This is a genomic window from Sphingobium sp. CR2-8, assembly GCF_035818615.1.
GTDB lineage: Bacteria > Pseudomonadota > Alphaproteobacteria > Sphingomonadales > Sphingomonadaceae > Sphingobium.
Genome location: NZ_JAYKZY010000002.1, coordinates 2,191,404 through 2,206,523, shown reverse-complemented (window position 1 = coordinate 2,206,523; position 15,120 = coordinate 2,191,404). Strand labels below are relative to the sequence as shown.

General features: G+C 66.2%; 19 protein-coding genes and 1 pseudogene. 12 read left to right on the top strand and 8 right to left on the bottom strand.

Features of this window, described 5'->3' with window-relative positions:
• The first annotated feature begins 171 nt into the window (after positions 1-171).
• A pseudogene (locus U5A82_RS14675) lies at positions 172-620 on the top strand (YaiI/YqxD family protein).
• A complete protein-coding gene (locus U5A82_RS14670) occupies positions 620-1,792 on the top strand; it encodes a BaiN/RdsA family NAD(P)/FAD-dependent oxidoreductase (RefSeq protein WP_326291574.1) in 1,173 nt (390 codons plus the stop codon). Before U5A82_RS14675 ends, U5A82_RS14670 begins: the two are co-directional and overlap by 1 nt.
• A gap of 96 nt (positions 1,793-1,888) precedes the next feature.
• On the opposite strand, the gene U5A82_RS14665 is transcribed toward U5A82_RS14670, so the two are convergent.
• Positions 1,889-2,635, bottom strand: coding sequence for a LytR/AlgR family response regulator transcription factor (locus tag U5A82_RS14665; RefSeq protein ID WP_326291573.1), 747 nt, complete (start codon positions 2,633-2,635; stop codon positions 1,889-1,891).
• A 5-nt stretch (positions 2,636-2,640) separates the two neighbouring features.
• Entirely contained in the window at positions 2,641-3,753 is a 1,113-nt protein-coding gene (locus U5A82_RS14660; RefSeq protein WP_326291572.1) for a sensor histidine kinase, read from the bottom strand.
• Between the two features lie 149 nt (positions 3,754-3,902).
• Between U5A82_RS14660 and U5A82_RS14655 the strand changes: the two genes are divergently transcribed.
• The 5 genes from U5A82_RS14655 (at position 3,903) to U5A82_RS14635 (ending at position 6,029) form a co-directional block, all read left to right on the top strand.
• A complete protein-coding gene (locus U5A82_RS14655; protein ID WP_326291571.1) occupies positions 3,903-4,118 on the top strand; it encodes a hypothetical protein in 216 nt (71 codons plus the stop codon).
• Between the two features lie 89 nt (positions 4,119-4,207).
• Positions 4,208-4,462: a hypothetical protein gene (locus U5A82_RS14650; protein ID WP_326291570.1), complete on the top strand. Its 255-nt coding sequence runs from the start codon at positions 4,208-4,210 to the stop codon at positions 4,460-4,462.
• Positions 4,463-4,499: 37 nt separating this feature from the next.
• Positions 4,500-4,865 carry a winged helix-turn-helix domain-containing protein gene (locus U5A82_RS14645; RefSeq protein WP_326292953.1) on the top strand — a complete coding sequence of 122 codons (366 nt, stop codon included), beginning with the start codon at positions 4,500-4,502 and terminating at the stop codon, positions 4,863-4,865.
• Between the two features lie 49 nt (positions 4,866-4,914).
• Entirely contained in the window at positions 4,915-5,289 is a 375-nt protein-coding gene (locus U5A82_RS14640; RefSeq protein ID WP_326291569.1) for an STAS/SEC14 domain-containing protein, read from the top strand.
• Positions 5,290-5,480: 191 nt separating this feature from the next.
• A complete protein-coding gene (locus U5A82_RS14635; RefSeq protein ID WP_326292952.1) occupies positions 5,481-6,029 on the top strand; it encodes a hypothetical protein in 549 nt (182 codons plus the stop codon).
• Positions 6,030-6,122: 93 nt separating this feature from the next.
• On the opposite strand, the gene trmB is transcribed toward U5A82_RS14635, so the two are convergent.
• The 6 genes from trmB to U5A82_RS14605 form a co-directional block, all read right to left on the bottom strand.
• The gene (gene trmB / locus U5A82_RS14630) at positions 6,123-6,818 is read right to left on the bottom strand and encodes a tRNA (guanine(46)-N(7))-methyltransferase TrmB (RefSeq protein WP_326291568.1); all 696 of its coding nucleotides are present in this window, start codon (positions 6,816-6,818) and stop codon (positions 6,123-6,125) included.
• A gap of 139 nt (positions 6,819-6,957) precedes the next feature.
• Positions 6,958-7,137 carry a hypothetical protein gene (locus U5A82_RS14625; RefSeq protein ID WP_326291567.1) on the bottom strand — a complete coding sequence of 60 codons (180 nt, stop codon included), beginning with the start codon at positions 7,135-7,137 and terminating at the stop codon, positions 6,958-6,960.
• A gap of 251 nt (positions 7,138-7,388) precedes the next feature.
• Complete coding sequence (metK, locus tag U5A82_RS14620) at positions 7,389-8,588, bottom strand: methionine adenosyltransferase (protein ID WP_326291566.1); 1,200 nt, start codon at positions 8,586-8,588, stop codon at positions 7,389-7,391.
• A gap of 57 nt (positions 8,589-8,645) precedes the next feature.
• A complete protein-coding gene (gene lnt / locus U5A82_RS14615; protein WP_326292951.1) occupies positions 8,646-10,259 on the bottom strand; it encodes an apolipoprotein N-acyltransferase in 1,614 nt (537 codons plus the stop codon).
• Between the two features lie 5 nt (positions 10,260-10,264).
• The gene (locus U5A82_RS14610; RefSeq protein WP_326291565.1) at positions 10,265-10,903 is read right to left on the bottom strand and encodes a YqaA family protein; all 639 of its coding nucleotides are present in this window, start codon (positions 10,901-10,903) and stop codon (positions 10,265-10,267) included.
• Between the two features lie 11 nt (positions 10,904-10,914).
• Positions 10,915-11,439, bottom strand: coding sequence for a GNAT family N-acetyltransferase (locus tag U5A82_RS14605; protein WP_326291564.1), 525 nt, complete (start codon positions 11,437-11,439; stop codon positions 10,915-10,917).
• 208 nt (positions 11,440-11,647) lie between these two features.
• Here U5A82_RS14605 and U5A82_RS14600 point away from each other — a divergent pair, with 208 nt between their 5' ends.
• From U5A82_RS14600 to U5A82_RS14580, 5 genes are all read left to right on the top strand, one after another.
• The gene (locus U5A82_RS14600; RefSeq protein WP_326291563.1) at positions 11,648-12,520 is read left to right on the top strand and encodes a hypothetical protein; all 873 of its coding nucleotides are present in this window, start codon (positions 11,648-11,650) and stop codon (positions 12,518-12,520) included.
• An 82-nt stretch (positions 12,521-12,602) separates the two neighbouring features.
• The gene (locus U5A82_RS14595) at positions 12,603-13,214 is read left to right on the top strand and encodes a DJ-1/PfpI family protein (protein WP_326291562.1); all 612 of its coding nucleotides are present in this window, start codon (positions 12,603-12,605) and stop codon (positions 13,212-13,214) included.
• Between the two features lie 66 nt (positions 13,215-13,280).
• Positions 13,281-13,928, top strand: a complete 648-nt coding sequence (locus tag U5A82_RS14590) for a glutathione S-transferase family protein (RefSeq protein ID WP_326291561.1) — start codon at positions 13,281-13,283, stop codon at positions 13,926-13,928.
• 133 nt (positions 13,929-14,061) lie between these two features.
• Positions 14,062-14,664 (top strand): hypothetical protein, encoded by a 603-nt coding sequence (locus U5A82_RS14585; RefSeq protein WP_326291560.1) that lies wholly within the window; start codon positions 14,062-14,064, stop codon positions 14,662-14,664.
• 100 nt (positions 14,665-14,764) lie between these two features.
• Positions 14,765-15,088: a YnfA family protein gene (locus tag U5A82_RS14580; protein ID WP_326291559.1), complete on the top strand. Its 324-nt coding sequence runs from the start codon at positions 14,765-14,767 to the stop codon at positions 15,086-15,088.
• Positions 15,089-15,120 lie beyond the last annotated feature (32 nt).

The following is a 15,120-nucleotide window of genomic DNA, read 5'->3' as shown; positions in this document are numbered from 1 at the left end:
GAGGCATTATCCGTTCCCCGGCGCAGGCCGGGGTCCAGTTCCACGGTCTGAACTGGGGCCCGGCCTGCGCCGGGGAACAAGCCGTTGGTTGGGCCACGCATTATATTTGCCATCAGCTATTCGTCGTCCGACCATTGTCTCGACCGGCCCCACGGCCTATCGCCCCCACCCATGAAGATATTGGTCGATGCCGATGCCTGCCCCGTGAAGGAGGAGATCTACAAGGTCGCCTGGCGGCATGACATCCCCGTGACGATCGTGAGCAACAGCCCGATCCGCATTCCCGCCCATCCGCTGCTCGACCGGGTGGTGGTGAGCGACGGGTTCGATGCGGCGGACGACTGGATCGCGGAACGGGCGGACGCGGCGTCGATATGCATCACCGCCGACATCTTGCTGGCCGACCGGTGCCTGAAAGCCGGGGCGGTCGTCATCGCGTCCAATGGCAAGCCCTTCACCCATAGCTCGATCGGGGCGGCGATCGCGACGCGGGCGATCATGGCGGACCTGCGCGCGGGGGAGAGCAGATCGGCGGACCGCCGCCCTTCGGCAAGGCCGACCGATCGCGGTTCCTCCAGGCGTTGGATGAGGCCGTCGTGCGTTTGAAGCGGGGGCGGTAATGGCTCATTACGACGCCATCATATTGGGGGCGGGCGCGGCGGGGATGATGTGTGCCAGCGTTGCCGGACAGCGAAAGCGACAGGTATTGCTGGTCGACCATGCCGAGGCTGTGGGTAAGAAGATCCTGATTTCCGGCGGTGGTCGCTGCAATTTCACCAACATCCATAGCGCCGCCGATCGCTACCTGTCGGCCAACCCCCATTTCGCCAAATCGGCGCTGGGGCGCTACAGCGCGCAGGATTTCATTTCGCTAGTGGAACAATATGGCATCGCCTGGCACGAAAAGACGCTGGGGCAGCTCTTCTGCGACGGGTCGGCCAAGCAGATCGTCGCGATGCTGGCGGAGGAATGCGCCAAGGGCGACGTGACGATCATGCTGGGCCAGAGCGTCACGGACATCCAGCGTGGCGACGGGATGTATCGCGTGACGATCGGCGGGGTCGAGCATCGCGCGCCGGCGCTGGTGCTCGCCACCGGGGGACCGTCGATCCCGAAAATGGGGGCGACGGGCTTTGCCTATGACGTCGCCCGGCAGTTCGGCCTCAGCATCATACAGCCGCGCCCGGCGCTGGTGCCCTTCACGCTGGGGCCGGAGGAACAACTGTTTCAGTCGTTGTCCGGCGTGTCGGCCGATGTCGTCGTGCGCTGGAACAAGACCCGCTTTCGCGAGGCCGCCTTGTTCACCCATCGCGGTCTGTCCGGCCCGGCGATGTTGCAGATCAGCAGCTATTGGCAGCATCGCACGCCGATCCAGGTCGATTTCCTGCCGGACCGGGCGGCCGACTGGCTGCTCGCGGAAAAGCGGGAACGGCCGCGCACCAGCCTGCGCAAGGTGCTGGCGCAGGCGCTGACCGAGCGGCTGGCCGACGCGCTGCTGGAGCGGCTCCAAGTGCAGGGGGAAATGGGCAATCTGTCGGACAAGGCCCTGCGGCAGACGGCTGCGCGACTGGGCGACTGGCCCTTCGCCCCCACGGGCACGGAGGGCTATGCCAAGGCGGAGGTGACGGTAGGCGGGATCGCGACCGCCGGCCTGTCGTCGCGGACGATGGAAGCGGCCAAGGTGCCGGGGCTCTATGCCATCGGCGAGGCGGTGGACGTGACCGGCTGGCTGGGCGGCTATAATTTTCAATGGGCCTGGGCCAGTGGCGTGGCGGCGGGGCAGGCTGTCTAACGGTCAAGACACGGGTTCCCCGGCGTAGGCCGGGGTCCAGTTCTTGAGGGCGGGCCTGGACCCCGGCCTTCGCCGGGGAACAGTCTGGTCTAGCCGCTACCGCCCGGTCATCGCCCGCGCATTGGCGAGGAAGGTGCGGCCGATGCGGATTTCGCCATTGTCGGCCAGCGCCGCGAACCAGACGCCGCTGCCGTCGTGGCGCAGGCGCGCGATATGGTCGCGGCGGACGATGTGGCTGCGGTGCAGGCGGACGAATTGCTGCGGGTCCAGCCGTTCCTCCAGGCTGCTGATGGTCTGGTGCAGCAGATAGCTGTGACCGCCGACATGCAGGCGCATATAGTCGCGCTCCGCCTCTATCCGGTCGATCTGGTCGGTGGCGATGCGGATCAGTTCGGACCGGTGCGGCACCCAGAATTCCTCCGCCCATTCGGGGCTTGGCGCGCTGGTGACGGCGGTCGTGTCGCCGGGCGTCTGGTTGCGCAGCGCCACTTCGACCCGGTCGATGGCGCGGGTCAGGCGATCATGCGCGACGGGCTTGAGCATATAGTCGACGGCGGCCAGGTCGAACGCCTCGACCGCGAAGCCTTCGAATGCGGTGACGAAGATCACCGCCGGGCGGATGCCCATGCGGCCCACGGCGCGGGCGACGCCGATGCCGTCGAGCAGCGGCATGGCGATGTCGAGCATGACGAGGTCGGGCTTCAGCCCCTCGATCAGGCGCAGCGCGGCTTCGCCATCGGTGGCGGTGCCGACGAGCGCGATGCGCGGTTCGCGCGCGCACAGCATCTGGAGGCGTTCGACGGCGAGCGGTTCGTCATCGACGATCATGGTGCGAATGGACATGGGCGTCAGCACCCCTTGCGGATGATGGGTAGGGTGAGGAGGACGGAAAAGCCGTGCCCGTCGCGCGGGCCATAGGCGATCCGCCCGGCGTCGCCGAAGCGCGCGGCCAGCCGATCGCGGACATTGGGCAGGCCGATGCCGCTGCCGCCGTCCGCGTCGTGGGGCGGATTGTCGCCATCGTCGGTGACGGCGATGTGGAGCAGGTCGCCATCCTCCCGCGCGGTGATGGTGATCGTCACCGGGCTGGAGGTGCGCGAGACACCATATTTGATGGCGTTTTCGACCAGTGGCTGGAGGATGAGGCCGGGGACGCAGGCGTTCATCAAGGCAGGCGGGATGTCGATCACCGTAATCAGCCGGTCGGGGAAGCGGACCGCTTCGATATCCAGATAGAGTTTCTGGAGATCCACTTCTTCCTCCAGCGGCACGTCGTCCAGCGGGTCGCCGGTCAGGCTGGTGCGGTAGAAGTTGGAAAGCGACATGATCATCTTTTCCGCTTCGTCCGGGCGGTTGCACATGACCAGGGTGGAGAGCGAATTCAGCGTGTTGAACAGGAAATGCGGGTTCACCTGATAGCGCAGCGATCGCAGTTCGGCCTGTTGGGCGGCCAGTTCCAGCCGGGCGGCGCGGCGCTGGGTGCGCAGCGCTTCGCTGGCGTAGGACAAAGCGAGATAGACGCCGGCCCAGGCCGACAGGAAGAAATAGCGGTTGCTGCTGTCTTCGACCATCTGGATCAGCCAGATATTATGATCGCCGAGATATTTCTTCTGGTCGACGTCGATGAAGGCGTCGATCGGGTAATAGATGTTGAACATGAAATAATTGGCGGCGCCCATAGCGATGGCGAAGGGGGCGGCCAGGGTGAAGGACGCAAGCAGGCGGATGCCGAGCGGCTTGGCGTCGAAACGGCGCAGCGCCAGGTAGAAGATCCAGGTGACGATGATGCCGATGACGGTGACGACCATCCGGCGCGCGGCGATCTCCAACTGGGCGTCCATGCCCATGGCGAAGGCGCGCATCGATGCCCAGACGGCGTAGAAGAACCAGAAACCGAGAATGGAATAGAGCGCGATCGACGGCGCCACGCCGCGATCGCCGTCTTCGGGAAGATCAGTCATCCCGCCATCCTACGCCGCCTGCGTCCAAAAGTCTGCATCGGGCGCGGTTGCTGGTCGAAGCGCGAAGACGTTAGTCGAAGCGGGCTGGGCCGCCTAACGGAACTCCGCTGCCGCGCCGTCCGTTAAACCTGTCATAGAGCAGGAGAGATATGATGACAGACCCCGACAAGACAGACGCCCGGACTCACAGTCGCGAAGATGCCGGCGATGCGCGCGAGAGCGACACGCAGGATCATGTGCTGCATCATGACGAAAAGCGCGACGAAAGCCTGAAGGATTCGATGGACGCGTCCGACCCGCCATCGACCAGCAAGCCCGGCGATCGTGGCGATCCGGTGCCGTCCTCCGGCTTCAAGGAAGATTAGGGCCGATAGATCGGCCGCTCGCGATATGCTATTGCGGGCGGCACAAGCGCGCAACACGCCGTCCATCATGAGAGAGGAGTGCAGCATCCATGCCGACATCGACCACCCCCGCCATCGAACGGATCGCCCGCGTTCTGGCCGGTCGCCAGTTGAGCCTGAATGGTGGCGGTCATGATCCGCATGCGGCGGGCGCGGTGGATGCGGCCTGGCCAGATCATGTCGATGACGCCTATGCCATTTTGCACACGCTGCGCGAGCCGGATGCGCAAATGGCGCAGGCAGGCGATGTCGGCGTGTGGCGCGCGATGATCGGCGCGGTGCTGGAGCGACGCGCCGGGGCATGACGCTGTCGGCTGCTTGGCCGGGACGATCGGTTATGGCATGACCGGCCAGGCGATGCTGAAGATCAAGATCCAGATATATTGCGGCGACCAGATCGCCATGGGGCCGGGCAAGGCCGACCTGCTCGACGCGATCGCGGATGAAGGATCTATCTCTGCGGCTGGCCGCAAGCTGGGCATGAGCTATCGGCGTTGCTGGCTGCTGGTCGATATGATGAACCGATGCTGGGCGCAGCCGCTGGTCGCGACGTCGAGCGAGGGCGCGCAACTGACCGACGCAGGCCGTGCGATCCTGCGCGACTATCGGGCCTTGCAACAGGTCGCCTCCGGCGCGAGCGAGGATGCATGGCCGCTGCTGGAGCGGCACTTGCGCGCCGCGCCGCTGGAGGCGCAGGCGCAATCCTAATCTTTCGGTAAGGTCGATCGGGCATGGGGGAGCGCGGGAGGCCTGCGCCATGTACGACATTGAATTCCGCCACGACATCAATCTGTTGGATATACGCTGGCACGGGCTGTTCAGCAGCGACGGGGTCGCGGCCTATGCCCGCGAGGTCAAGGCCCGATTCGTGCTGGAGGGCTTTGCCCCGGGCTATTTGTTGCGCATGGACATGACCGACAGCGCGGTGCAGCCGCAGGACGCGCTCGCCGCTTTCCGCGAGCATCTGGGCGAAGGTAAGTTTCCGCGTGCGTCCCGCATCGCCATCATAACGCCCAGCGCCATCGCCAAATTGCAGGTGCGCCGGGAAATGACGCAGGAGTATCTGCGCATCTTCGCGAGCGCGCAGGAATTGCTGGCATGGCTTTTGGAGCCTGTATTGGTGGCTGGGTGACGAGTTGGTCGGTTCTTCGGCGCGGCTTGGGGTCCAGAGAAAAACGGCCCGTCGCAGTCACATAAGTTTCATGTTGCGCCGCAAAAAGAAATCTGGTCCGTTGTGAACAGCGGTGGAACAGGCGCTTAAGCCTTCGGTAACCATAGAGGGCGCATGTTTCATCCTACGACTTCAAGTCGGAGGGCATGAACATGGGTACGAGTGCAAGACCGGCGGACGGGGCTGTCACCTTGGCGGAACTGCGTGAATTCGCGAGTTTCCCGTCCTCCACGCAACGCTATATCCGACGATCGCTGGATATCGGGCTGCATCGCCGCGACGCGATGAAGCTGTGGTCCCGCGACATGGTCGAGGAAGCCTCCATCCGGGCGCAGGCGCGCATCTATGGGCGGCTGGACGAGATCAAGGCGCATGTCCCCGACGACAGCGGGCTGGAACAGGTGGAGCCGTTCATGGCGCCGCTGGTGACGATTTCGGCCTTCGATCTGGGGCAGGATCGGCTGAGCAGCTTTTCGGCCTATCGTTTCCTGTACGAACGGCTGCTGGGCGCGGGGGCGCGGCCCTGGTTGCCGGGCGCCTTCTGCGCGGCGGCCAGCCTGCCGCACCTCCACCCCGAAAAGCGGCGCGCTTTGCTCCAGTCGATCAGCGAAGCGGCGGCGACCGCCGTGGGCTGGTCCAATCGCGAGCCGACCTTTTACCCCGAATGGGTGGAAAAGGTGGACCTTTCCAAGGCGAACTGAGCGGGTGACAGCGCGTTTGACGAAAGGCCGCGCGAAGCGGAGCGGGAGCTTCGCGCGGCCTTTTCCTGTGCTGGCGTCTAGCGCCCGTGCAGGTCAGCGGCGGCGGTATCGGAAGTACCAGACTTCGTGGCCGATGCGGCGGGCCTTGGCTTCGTAGCGGGTTTCCGGCCAGCCGCCGGGGCGGGTCTGAAAATCCTTGGGGTCGCTCGCCAGCCAGTCGAAATCGGGGTGGCCGTTCATCACCATCAGCGCCCAGCGCAGATAGACCGGATGGTCGGTGCCGAAGCGGAACTCGCCGCCGGGCTTGAGTTTTTTCGCGATCATCGCGACCGGGCCGGGGTTCATCATGCGGCGCTTGGCATGGCGCGCCTTGGGCCAGGGATCGGGATGAAGCAGATAGACGAAGCTCAATGATCCGTCGGGGATGCGGCTGAGCACGTCGAGGGCATCGCCCATGTGGAGGCGGACATTGCCGAGCGCGCCGTCGCGGACATGGCCGAGCGCCTGGACGACGCCGTTGAGGAAGGGTTCGCAGCCGATGAAGCCATGGTCGGGCAGCATGTCGGCGCGATAGGCCATATGTTCGCCGCCGCCGAAGCCGATTTCGAAATGGAGCGGGCGGTCATAACCAAAGAGGTTGGCGGCGGTCACTTCGCCTTCCGCAGGCACTGCAATGGCGGGCAGGAGGGTGTCGACCAGTTCCTGCTGGCCCTTGCGGAGCTTTGGCCCCGACTGGCGGCCGTAAAGGCGGTTGAGGGTCGTGGGGTCGCCGGATTTATGCGCTGTCATGGGCAGCGCCGATAGCGGGACGGGGCGATCGGAGCAAGCGGGGAGCGCTCAGGTGAAGGGCGTCATTGCGAGGATCGCATGGTGGGTCGCCGCGCTGCACCCCCCATGTGGAGGGATGACGAGCGCCCCGCTCAGGCGCTTATTTGCACTTGATGAATTTGCCCTTCGCATCCTTGCAGGGGGCTTTCTTCACCGGAGCCTTGGGCGGGCATTTGACGAACTTGCCCTTGGCGTCCTTGCAGGGGGCGGCATAGGCGGGGGCGACGCTGCCGGCGATCAGGGTAAGGCCGAGCAGGGCGGTGGCGATCATCTTGGTCATCTGGTGCCTCTATGCGTGAGAGGGGTTGCCGGGTTCGACAGGGGTGGCAAACCCGGCAACCCCCTTATGCGACGGCGCGTGGGGCTTTGCTAATGAACTTTTCGTCATGTTCGCGGAACGTGGGAAGGGCGCCGAAGCTGGTGGTTGGGCGCCCTTTTTTGTTGGTCGATTGTTTCGCCGTGCCCCGCTGCGACTAACGCGCTTCGCGCGCAAGTCTCGCTGCCCCTCCCGCAGGCGGGAGGGGCATAGGGTCAGGCCAGAGCGGCCTTGAGCGCGTCGACCAGATCGGTCTTTTCCCAGGGGAAATAGTCACCTTCGGGCGTGCGGCCGAAATGGCCGTAGGCGGCGGTCTTCTGGTAGATCGGCTTGTTGAGGCCCAGATGGGTGCGGATGCCCTTGGGCGTCAGGCGCACCAGCGTCGGCAGGACGGCCTCGATCGCGGAGGCTTCCACCGTGCCGGTGCCGTGCAGGTCGACATAGAGCGAGAGCGGTTCGGCGACACCGATCGCGTAGCTGAGCTGGATCGTGCAGCGACGGGCGAGGCCAGCGGCGACGATGTTCTTCGCCAGATAACGGGTGATGTAGGCGGCCGAGCGGTCGACCTTTGTGGGGTCCTTGCCGCTGAACGCGCCGCCGCCATGCGGGGATGCGCCGCCATAGGTGTCGACGATGATCTTGCGGCCGGTAAGGCCTGCGTCGCCGTCGGGACCGCCGATTTCGAACAGGCCGGTCGGGTTGACGTAAATGGCTTCGTCGCCCGGCAGCCAGCCTTCGGGCAGGACATCGGCCATCACACCCTTGACGTAGGCGCGCAGCTTGGCGCGGCTGTCGTCATTGTCCATATCCTTGGCGTGCTGGGTCGAGACGACGAGGGCGGTCGCGCGGACCGGCTTTTCGTCGATATATTCGAGCGTCACCTGGCTCTTGGCGTCGGGTTCGAGGAAATCGACGACTTGTGCGTGGCGGTCGGCCGCCATGCGCTCCAGGATCTTGTGGCTGTAATAGAGGGTGGCGGGCATGAGGTCGGGGGTTTCGTCCGAGGCATAGCCGAACATGATGCCCTGATCGCCTGCGCCTTCATCCTTGTTGCCGCTTTCATCGACGCCCTGAGCGATGTGGGCGGACTGGCCGTGGAGGTTGTTTTCGAAGCGGAAGGTCTGCCAATGGAAGCCGTCCTGCTCGTAGCCGATGCGCTTGACGGTCGCGCGGACGGTGGCTTCGATCTCTTCCTGCGCGCCGGGCGCCCAGGCGCCATTTTCATAGACGCCCTTGCAGCGGATTTCACCGGCCAGAACGACCAGCTGGGTAGTGGTCAGCGTTTCGCAGGCGATGCGGGCTTCGGGGTCTTTCGACAGGAAGAGATCGACGATCGAATTGGAAATCTGGTCCGCGACCTTGTCGGGATGGCCTTCGGAAACGGATTCCGAGGTGAAGAGGAATTGATTGCGCATGAGACTCCCGTAAGACGCTTGGGCGGATGGCGATATAAAGAAATGTTTATGTCGCTATTAGCTTTTGCCTCTGCGGAGCGCAAGGGTGGTGCCCAGCAGCAGCAGCAGCATCAGCAGGCCGGACGCCCAGTTGCCGAGCCGCGCGAAGAGCGTGGGCGGGAGCGCGGGCGGCAGGCCGGAGTCGAGGAAACCGGCGCGGTCGAGGCCGAGCGCATGGACGACATGGCCGCGCGCGTCGATGATCGCGGAGACGCCGGTGGGGGTCGAGCGGATGATGGGGATGCCCTCCTCGATCGCGCGGAGGCGCGCCTGGGCCAGATGCTGGACCGGTCCCCAACTGCCGAACCAGGCGTCGTTGGAGGGGTTGAAGAGGAAGGCGGGGCGGTTGGCGGCGTCGACCACATGGCCCGAGAAGATGATCTCGTAGCAGATTTGCACGCCCATCTTCAGGTCCGGGCGGCCGAGCGTGGCGGGAAGCGTCAGGCTTTGCGGGCCGGGGCCGGGCCAGAAATCGGCGTCTCCGGGGACGAGGCGGGAAAGGCCGATCGGCTGGAGGAGCGCGCGCATCGGCAGATATTCGCCATAGGGCACCAGATGCGCCTTGTCATAGCGGCCCGCCAGGCGCGCGTCGGGGGTGACGATGAACAGGCTGTTGTTGGCGCCGGCCAGTTTGGATTCGCCCGTGGCGCTTTGCGGGTCGGGCTTGAAATAGACTTTGGTGGCGCCGGTCATCAGCAGGTCGCCGGGGCCGAGCAGACCCGCAAGGCGCGCGCGCCAGTCGGGTTCCATGTCGAGATAGGCGGGGATGGCGGCTTCGGGCCAGAAGATCAGGCGCGGGGCGGGGCGCGGCGTGCCGGACAGGGCGGCGAGATTGCGGAAATGGGCCTGCTCGAGTTGGGGCGAATATTTCTCGTCCTGGCCGATATTGGGCTGGACGACGCGGATGCGCGGCGCGCCGGGCGGGGTCTGTGGCGCGGGGGAGAGGAGGCCCCAGAGCGCGAGGGCGAGCAGCGGCGCGGCGATCGTGGCAGCGGGGCGGAACTGGCGTCGCAGCGCCAAGAGGAGCGCGGCGGCGGCGAGGATGGTGAGGGCACCGAGGCCATAGGTGCCGATGAGGGTCGCCGCCACGCCGATACCGGTGGGCAGCAAGGTCGCGCCGAGCGGGTTCCAGGCGAAGCCGGTGAAGAGGGTCGCGCGCAGATATTCGCTGGCGAGCCAGGTGGCGGCGAAGAGGAGAGGGAGGAGCATCGGCGTAGCTTGGTCCCGCGCAGGCGGTAACCCGGTCGAGGCGGGGGGACTGGGCTCCCGCCTGCGCGGGAGCAGCGGGCTTTTGGATAGCCACCATGCGCCCAGCGTCGCCAGCCCCGGATAGACGGCGAGATACAAGGATAGCAGCACCACCGCGCCATAGCCGAACCAGTGCGGCATGCTGTCCTGAAAGGTGAAGGCGTGGGCGATCCAGTTGAGGCCCAATGTGAAATGACCGACGCCGAACAGCCAGCCGCGGGTGAAGGCGGCGCGGCGATCGGGCGCGCGCTCGATCAGGAGGATGAGCAGCGCGAGGCAGGCGAGGGTGACGGGCCAGAGGTCCAGCGGGGCGAAGCCGGTGGCGGAGGCGAAACCGGCCAGCAGGGCGACCAGTTTTGGGCGGGTAACGAGCAACGCGCGCATGGGCGCTAGCGGCCGATCGTCGCCATGGTGGCGTGGCTGCACGTGTCGTCCTTCTTGCCGCCGCCGGTCAGCATCGAGGCGGCGAGGAAGCCGCCGACGAGCAGGACGACGAACAGGATCGAGAGCAGGGCCAGATATTTTTCGATGAACGCCTTGATGGGCCGTCCGAATTTCCAGAACAGGAAGCCCACCAGCATGAACTGGAACGCGCGGCTGACGATGCTGGCCCACAGGAAGGTGAAGAGCGGCAGGCCGATGAAGCCCGCCGTGATGGTGATGAGCTTGAACGGGATGGGCGTCGCGCCCTTCGCCAGGATGATGAGGGCGGCGTTTTCCCGCAGATAGCAGGCCGCGACCGGGAATTTGGCGGCGAGGCCGAGGGCCGAGAGGATCTGCTGGCCCACGGCTTCATAGAGGAAATGGCCGATGGCGTAGCCGAACAGGCCGCCCAGGACCGACGCCAGCGTGCAGATGAAGCCGAAGCGGAGCGCGCGTTCTGGCCGGGCCAGGCACATGAGGCCCAGCAGCGGGTGCGGCGGGATCGGGAAGAAGCTGGATTCCATGAAGCTGATGGCGAACAACCACCGTTCGGCATGGCGGTGCGCGGCCTTCGCCAGCGTCCATTGATAGAGCTTGGTGAGCATTGCGGGCGGACCTAGCCGAGATCGTTTCGGGTCGCCAGCGATTTTGCCAGTACGACCATGGCCAGCGGGGGATCGCGCGGGATCGGGAAGGGGCGGCGTTCGCCGGTGAGCGCGTAGCCGCGGCGCTGATACCAGGCGATCAGTTCGACCCGGCTGTCGATGACGGTCATTTCCATGGCGGACGCGCCGAACAGGCGGGCGGCATGCTCTTCGGCCGCGGCGATGAGACGGCGGCCGAGGCCGGCGGACTGGCGCACCGGATCGATGCAGAGCAGGCCGAGATAGGCAAGGCCTGCGCCTGCCCTGTCGCTGATCTGGACGCAGCCCAGCGGCGCGCCGTTCGGGTCAAGGGCGATGAGCAGGCGGTCGGTGGGGCTGTCGAGGATCGCGGCCAGGCTGGCAAGGTCGGTGCGCGGCCCGGTGAGCAGGTCGGATTCGAAGGTCCAGCCCGCGCGCGCCGCGTCGCCGCGATAGGCGCGCTCGATCACCGGATGGAGCAGGGGCAGGTCGGCGGGTGTCGCGAGGCGGATGGTCATGATGAGGGGCTTTAGCGCGGTGGCGATGGCTTGTGCAGGGGGGATTGGGTGTTTGCGCCTCTGGGCTGAAGTCCTGCGGATTGTTCGTGCGCCTCCGGGCTACAGCCCCACGGATTGTTTTTGCGCCTCCGGGCTACAGCCCTACGGCGTTGACTGTCTCGCGTCGTCTGGGCATGACCCCCCAAACCATCCGGACCGGTCGTCGCATTTGAATATCCCTTCTATTCCTTGGTCCAAGGTGCGGCAGCGCGCGGGTGGGCTGGCGTTCGCGCTGGTGCTGAACCTGCTGCTGCTGCTGGCGCTGTTCACCCTGTCGCCCAAAATGGAGCCGCCGCGAGTCGACGACCGGATGCCGGTGACGTTCGACGTCGAGACGGGCGAGAAGACGCAGCAGGAACAGGCCAAGGCGGAGACGGCGGAAAAGCGTGAGCAGGACAAGGCCGCGCCGCAGAAGCAGGCTGACCCGGTGGTGCGGCCGCCGGTCCCGGTCGAGAAGCCAGCAGAGCAGCCGCCATCCCCCTTCCCGTTCATCACGATGAACCGCGAGCAGATGGCGGCGGCCGATATCGGCACCATGCCCAAGGGCGCGCAAGCGGCCGGATCGGGCAAGGGCGACAGCGCGATGGTGCAGGGACCGGGCGAAGGGCCGGGCGGCGTGCAGCTGTTCGAGGCGGAATGGTATCGGCGGCCGACCCATGCGGAACTGGGCAGCTACCTGCCCGCCAACGCGCCCGCGCGGGGCTATGGCCTGGTGGCGTGCAAGACGATCGACCATTATCATGTCGAAAATTGCCAGACGCTGGGCGAAGCGCCGCTGGGGTCGGGCTTTGCCAAGGCGGTGCGGCTGGCGGCCTGGCAGTTCCTGGTGCTGCCGCCGCGCGTCAACGGCAAGGTGATGGTGGGCAGCTGGGTGCGGATACGGATCGACTATACGCGCACGACGGTGTCGGGCGGGGCGGGGGCTGGGGCAGGGGCCGGGGCCGACGATGGGCCTGAGCCGGGGTCTGGATCCGACGCCGGGGCTGGATCGCGGCCCGAGCCGAAGAGGCTGGGGCCGGGGGTTTCCGGGCCGCAATTCTGAGCAGGGCCAATGGCGCGTGAGCGGATCGCGCGGTCGTGGTCGTCCGACCCTATAGAGGCGCTTTCAATGGCGGGGTGTGGCGATGCGGGTTGCGGTTTTGACGTTCGACGGATTCAACGAACTGGACAGTTTCGTGGCGTTGGCGCTGCTGAACCGGGTGCCGGGCTGGCAGGCGGAGATATGCGGGCCGGGCGAGCGCGTGACGTCGATGAATGGTGTCACGGTCGACGTGCAGCAAGATATGGAATTTGCAGCGGAAGCCGACGTGGTGCTGATCGGCAGCGGCGTGCGAACGCGTGAAGTCGTTTCGGATGCGAAACTGATGGCGCGGTTGCGGTTGGACCCCGCGCGGCAGATCATCGGGGCGCAATGTTCGGGCGCGCTGATCCTGGCGCGGCTGGGACTGATCGGCGACCTGCCCGCCTGCACCGACATGACGACCAAGCCCTGGGTGATCGAGGCGGGAATCAGGGTGATCGATGCGCCGTTCGTGGCGCATGGGAATGTCGCGACGGCAGGGGGATGCATGGCCGCGCATTATTTAAGCGCCTGGGCGATCGCGCGGGGTGCGGACGACGCGGCGGCGCGGGCGGTGATAGACTATGTCGCGCCGGTGGGGGAGGAGGCGGCGACCGTGGCGCGGGTGATGGGCGTGATCGCGCCGTTCCTGCCGGTCGAGGCGGAGGGCGTATAAAAGCATTGCATTGCACTGCCGGGTTGGCATCGTGCCGGTCCCCACCTGACGACAGGAGAATGGCATATGATCATCCATGGCGCGCGGCCGTCACCCTTCGTGCGCAAGGTCATCGTCTTTGCCGCCGAAAAGGGGATCGATGTCGAGGTGCGGACGGCCGGCTTTGGTCGGGGCGCGGAGGGCTATCTGAAGGGGTCGCCCTTCGGCAAGATACCGGCGCTCGAAGATGGCGATTTCCTGCTGTGCAATTCGACCGCGATCGTCACCTATATGGATGCCCTGCACCCCGAACCGAACCTGATCCCGACCGCGCCGAGAGCGCGGGCGCGCACGATCTGGTATGAGGAGTTCGGTGATACGGTGGTGCAGGCGGCGGGGCAGATGATCTTCTTCAACCGCGCGGTCGCCAGGCGGCTGAAGCGGGAGCCGGACCTGGCGGCGGCGGACCGCGCCGAGGCGGAGAAGATGCCGAAAATCTACGATTATCTGGAGGATGTGCTGCCGGATGGGGGGTGGCTGATCGAGGATCGTTTCACTTTGGCGGACCTGGCGGCGGCCAGCCCGATCATCAATGTGGGCTATGTTTCGGATGGGCTGACGGCGGATCGCTGGCCCAAGACGGCGGCCTGGATCGCCCGCGTGAAGGCGCGGCCGAGCGTGGCCGAGGCGCTGGCCGAGGAAGCGCCGATGATCCAGGCGATGACTGAAAAATAACCTATATGGAACATTTTGGTTGACATCGTCACGCTCATCTGGCAGAGATGGGCATAGTGGAAAAATGTGAGTCGCCAGCGAAGCGGTGACGGCATCGACGGCATAAGGGCTGGTCCGAAAGGATCGGCCCTTTGTGTTTTGGGGCGGGATCGGGGCGGCGGGGGACAGGGGCATGGCGGGGAAGAAGGCGCAGTCGGGTGCGGGGGCCGACGAAAAGAGCACGGCGCTGGTGGCGCAGCGCCAGCGGGTCGGCGGGAAAAGCCGCGCGCAAAAGCGCCGTCCGCGCGCGGATGGATGGACCAAGGCGAAGGAGAAGCTGTTTCTGGAGACGCTGGCCGAGACCTGCAACGCGAGCGAGGCGGCGCGGGCGGCGGACATGTGCCGGGCGAGCGCCTATCGCCGCCGCAGTGCCAATGCCGCCTTCGCCCAGGCATGGGACGAGGCGCTGGACGTGGGCTATGCCGAGATCGAGGCGCTGTTGATGCGCGAGATACTGTTCGGCGGCGAGGTCGAGGAATTGACGCTGGATGGCGAGGGTGCGGTCAAGGGGCGCAAGGTCAAGCGGACGCGCAACCTGACGGTGGCGCTGCGACTGCTGACGCTGCACCGCGATCGGATGGAGAAGCGGCGGGCTGCGCAGTTGGCGGGCGCGGGGCCGGACAGTGCGGACGCGAAGGCGCGGGTGGCCGATGTGCTGGGGGCGATCGGGCGGCGGCGCGGGGAGAGTGAGGGGTGACGGGGCGCCCAAAATAGCCCTCTCCCCCTTTCGCGGGAGAGGGCTCGCTCTCACCAACCGCCCTTGCGACTAGCCCGCTATGATGCCAACCACGCCAACCATGGCCATCATCCTCTATATCGGTGCGGCGATCGCGGAGATTGCGGGGTGTTTCGCCTTTTGGGCGTGGCTGCGGATGGGCCGGTCGGTCTGGTGGGTGGCGCCGGGGGTTGCGTCCCTGTGCCTGTTCGCCTGGCTGTTGACGCTGGTGGAGGCGGATCATGCGGGGCGGGCCTACGCGGCCTATGGGGCGATCTATATCCTGTCGGCGATACTATGGCTGTGGGCAGCCGAGGGGGTGCGGCCGGACCGGTGGGATCTGGTTGGGCTGGGGCTGTGCCTGGCCGGCGGGGCGGTGATCCTGTGGGGGCCGCGATCGGCATGAGAGGCAGGCGCGGCCATCATGTCCCAATCATG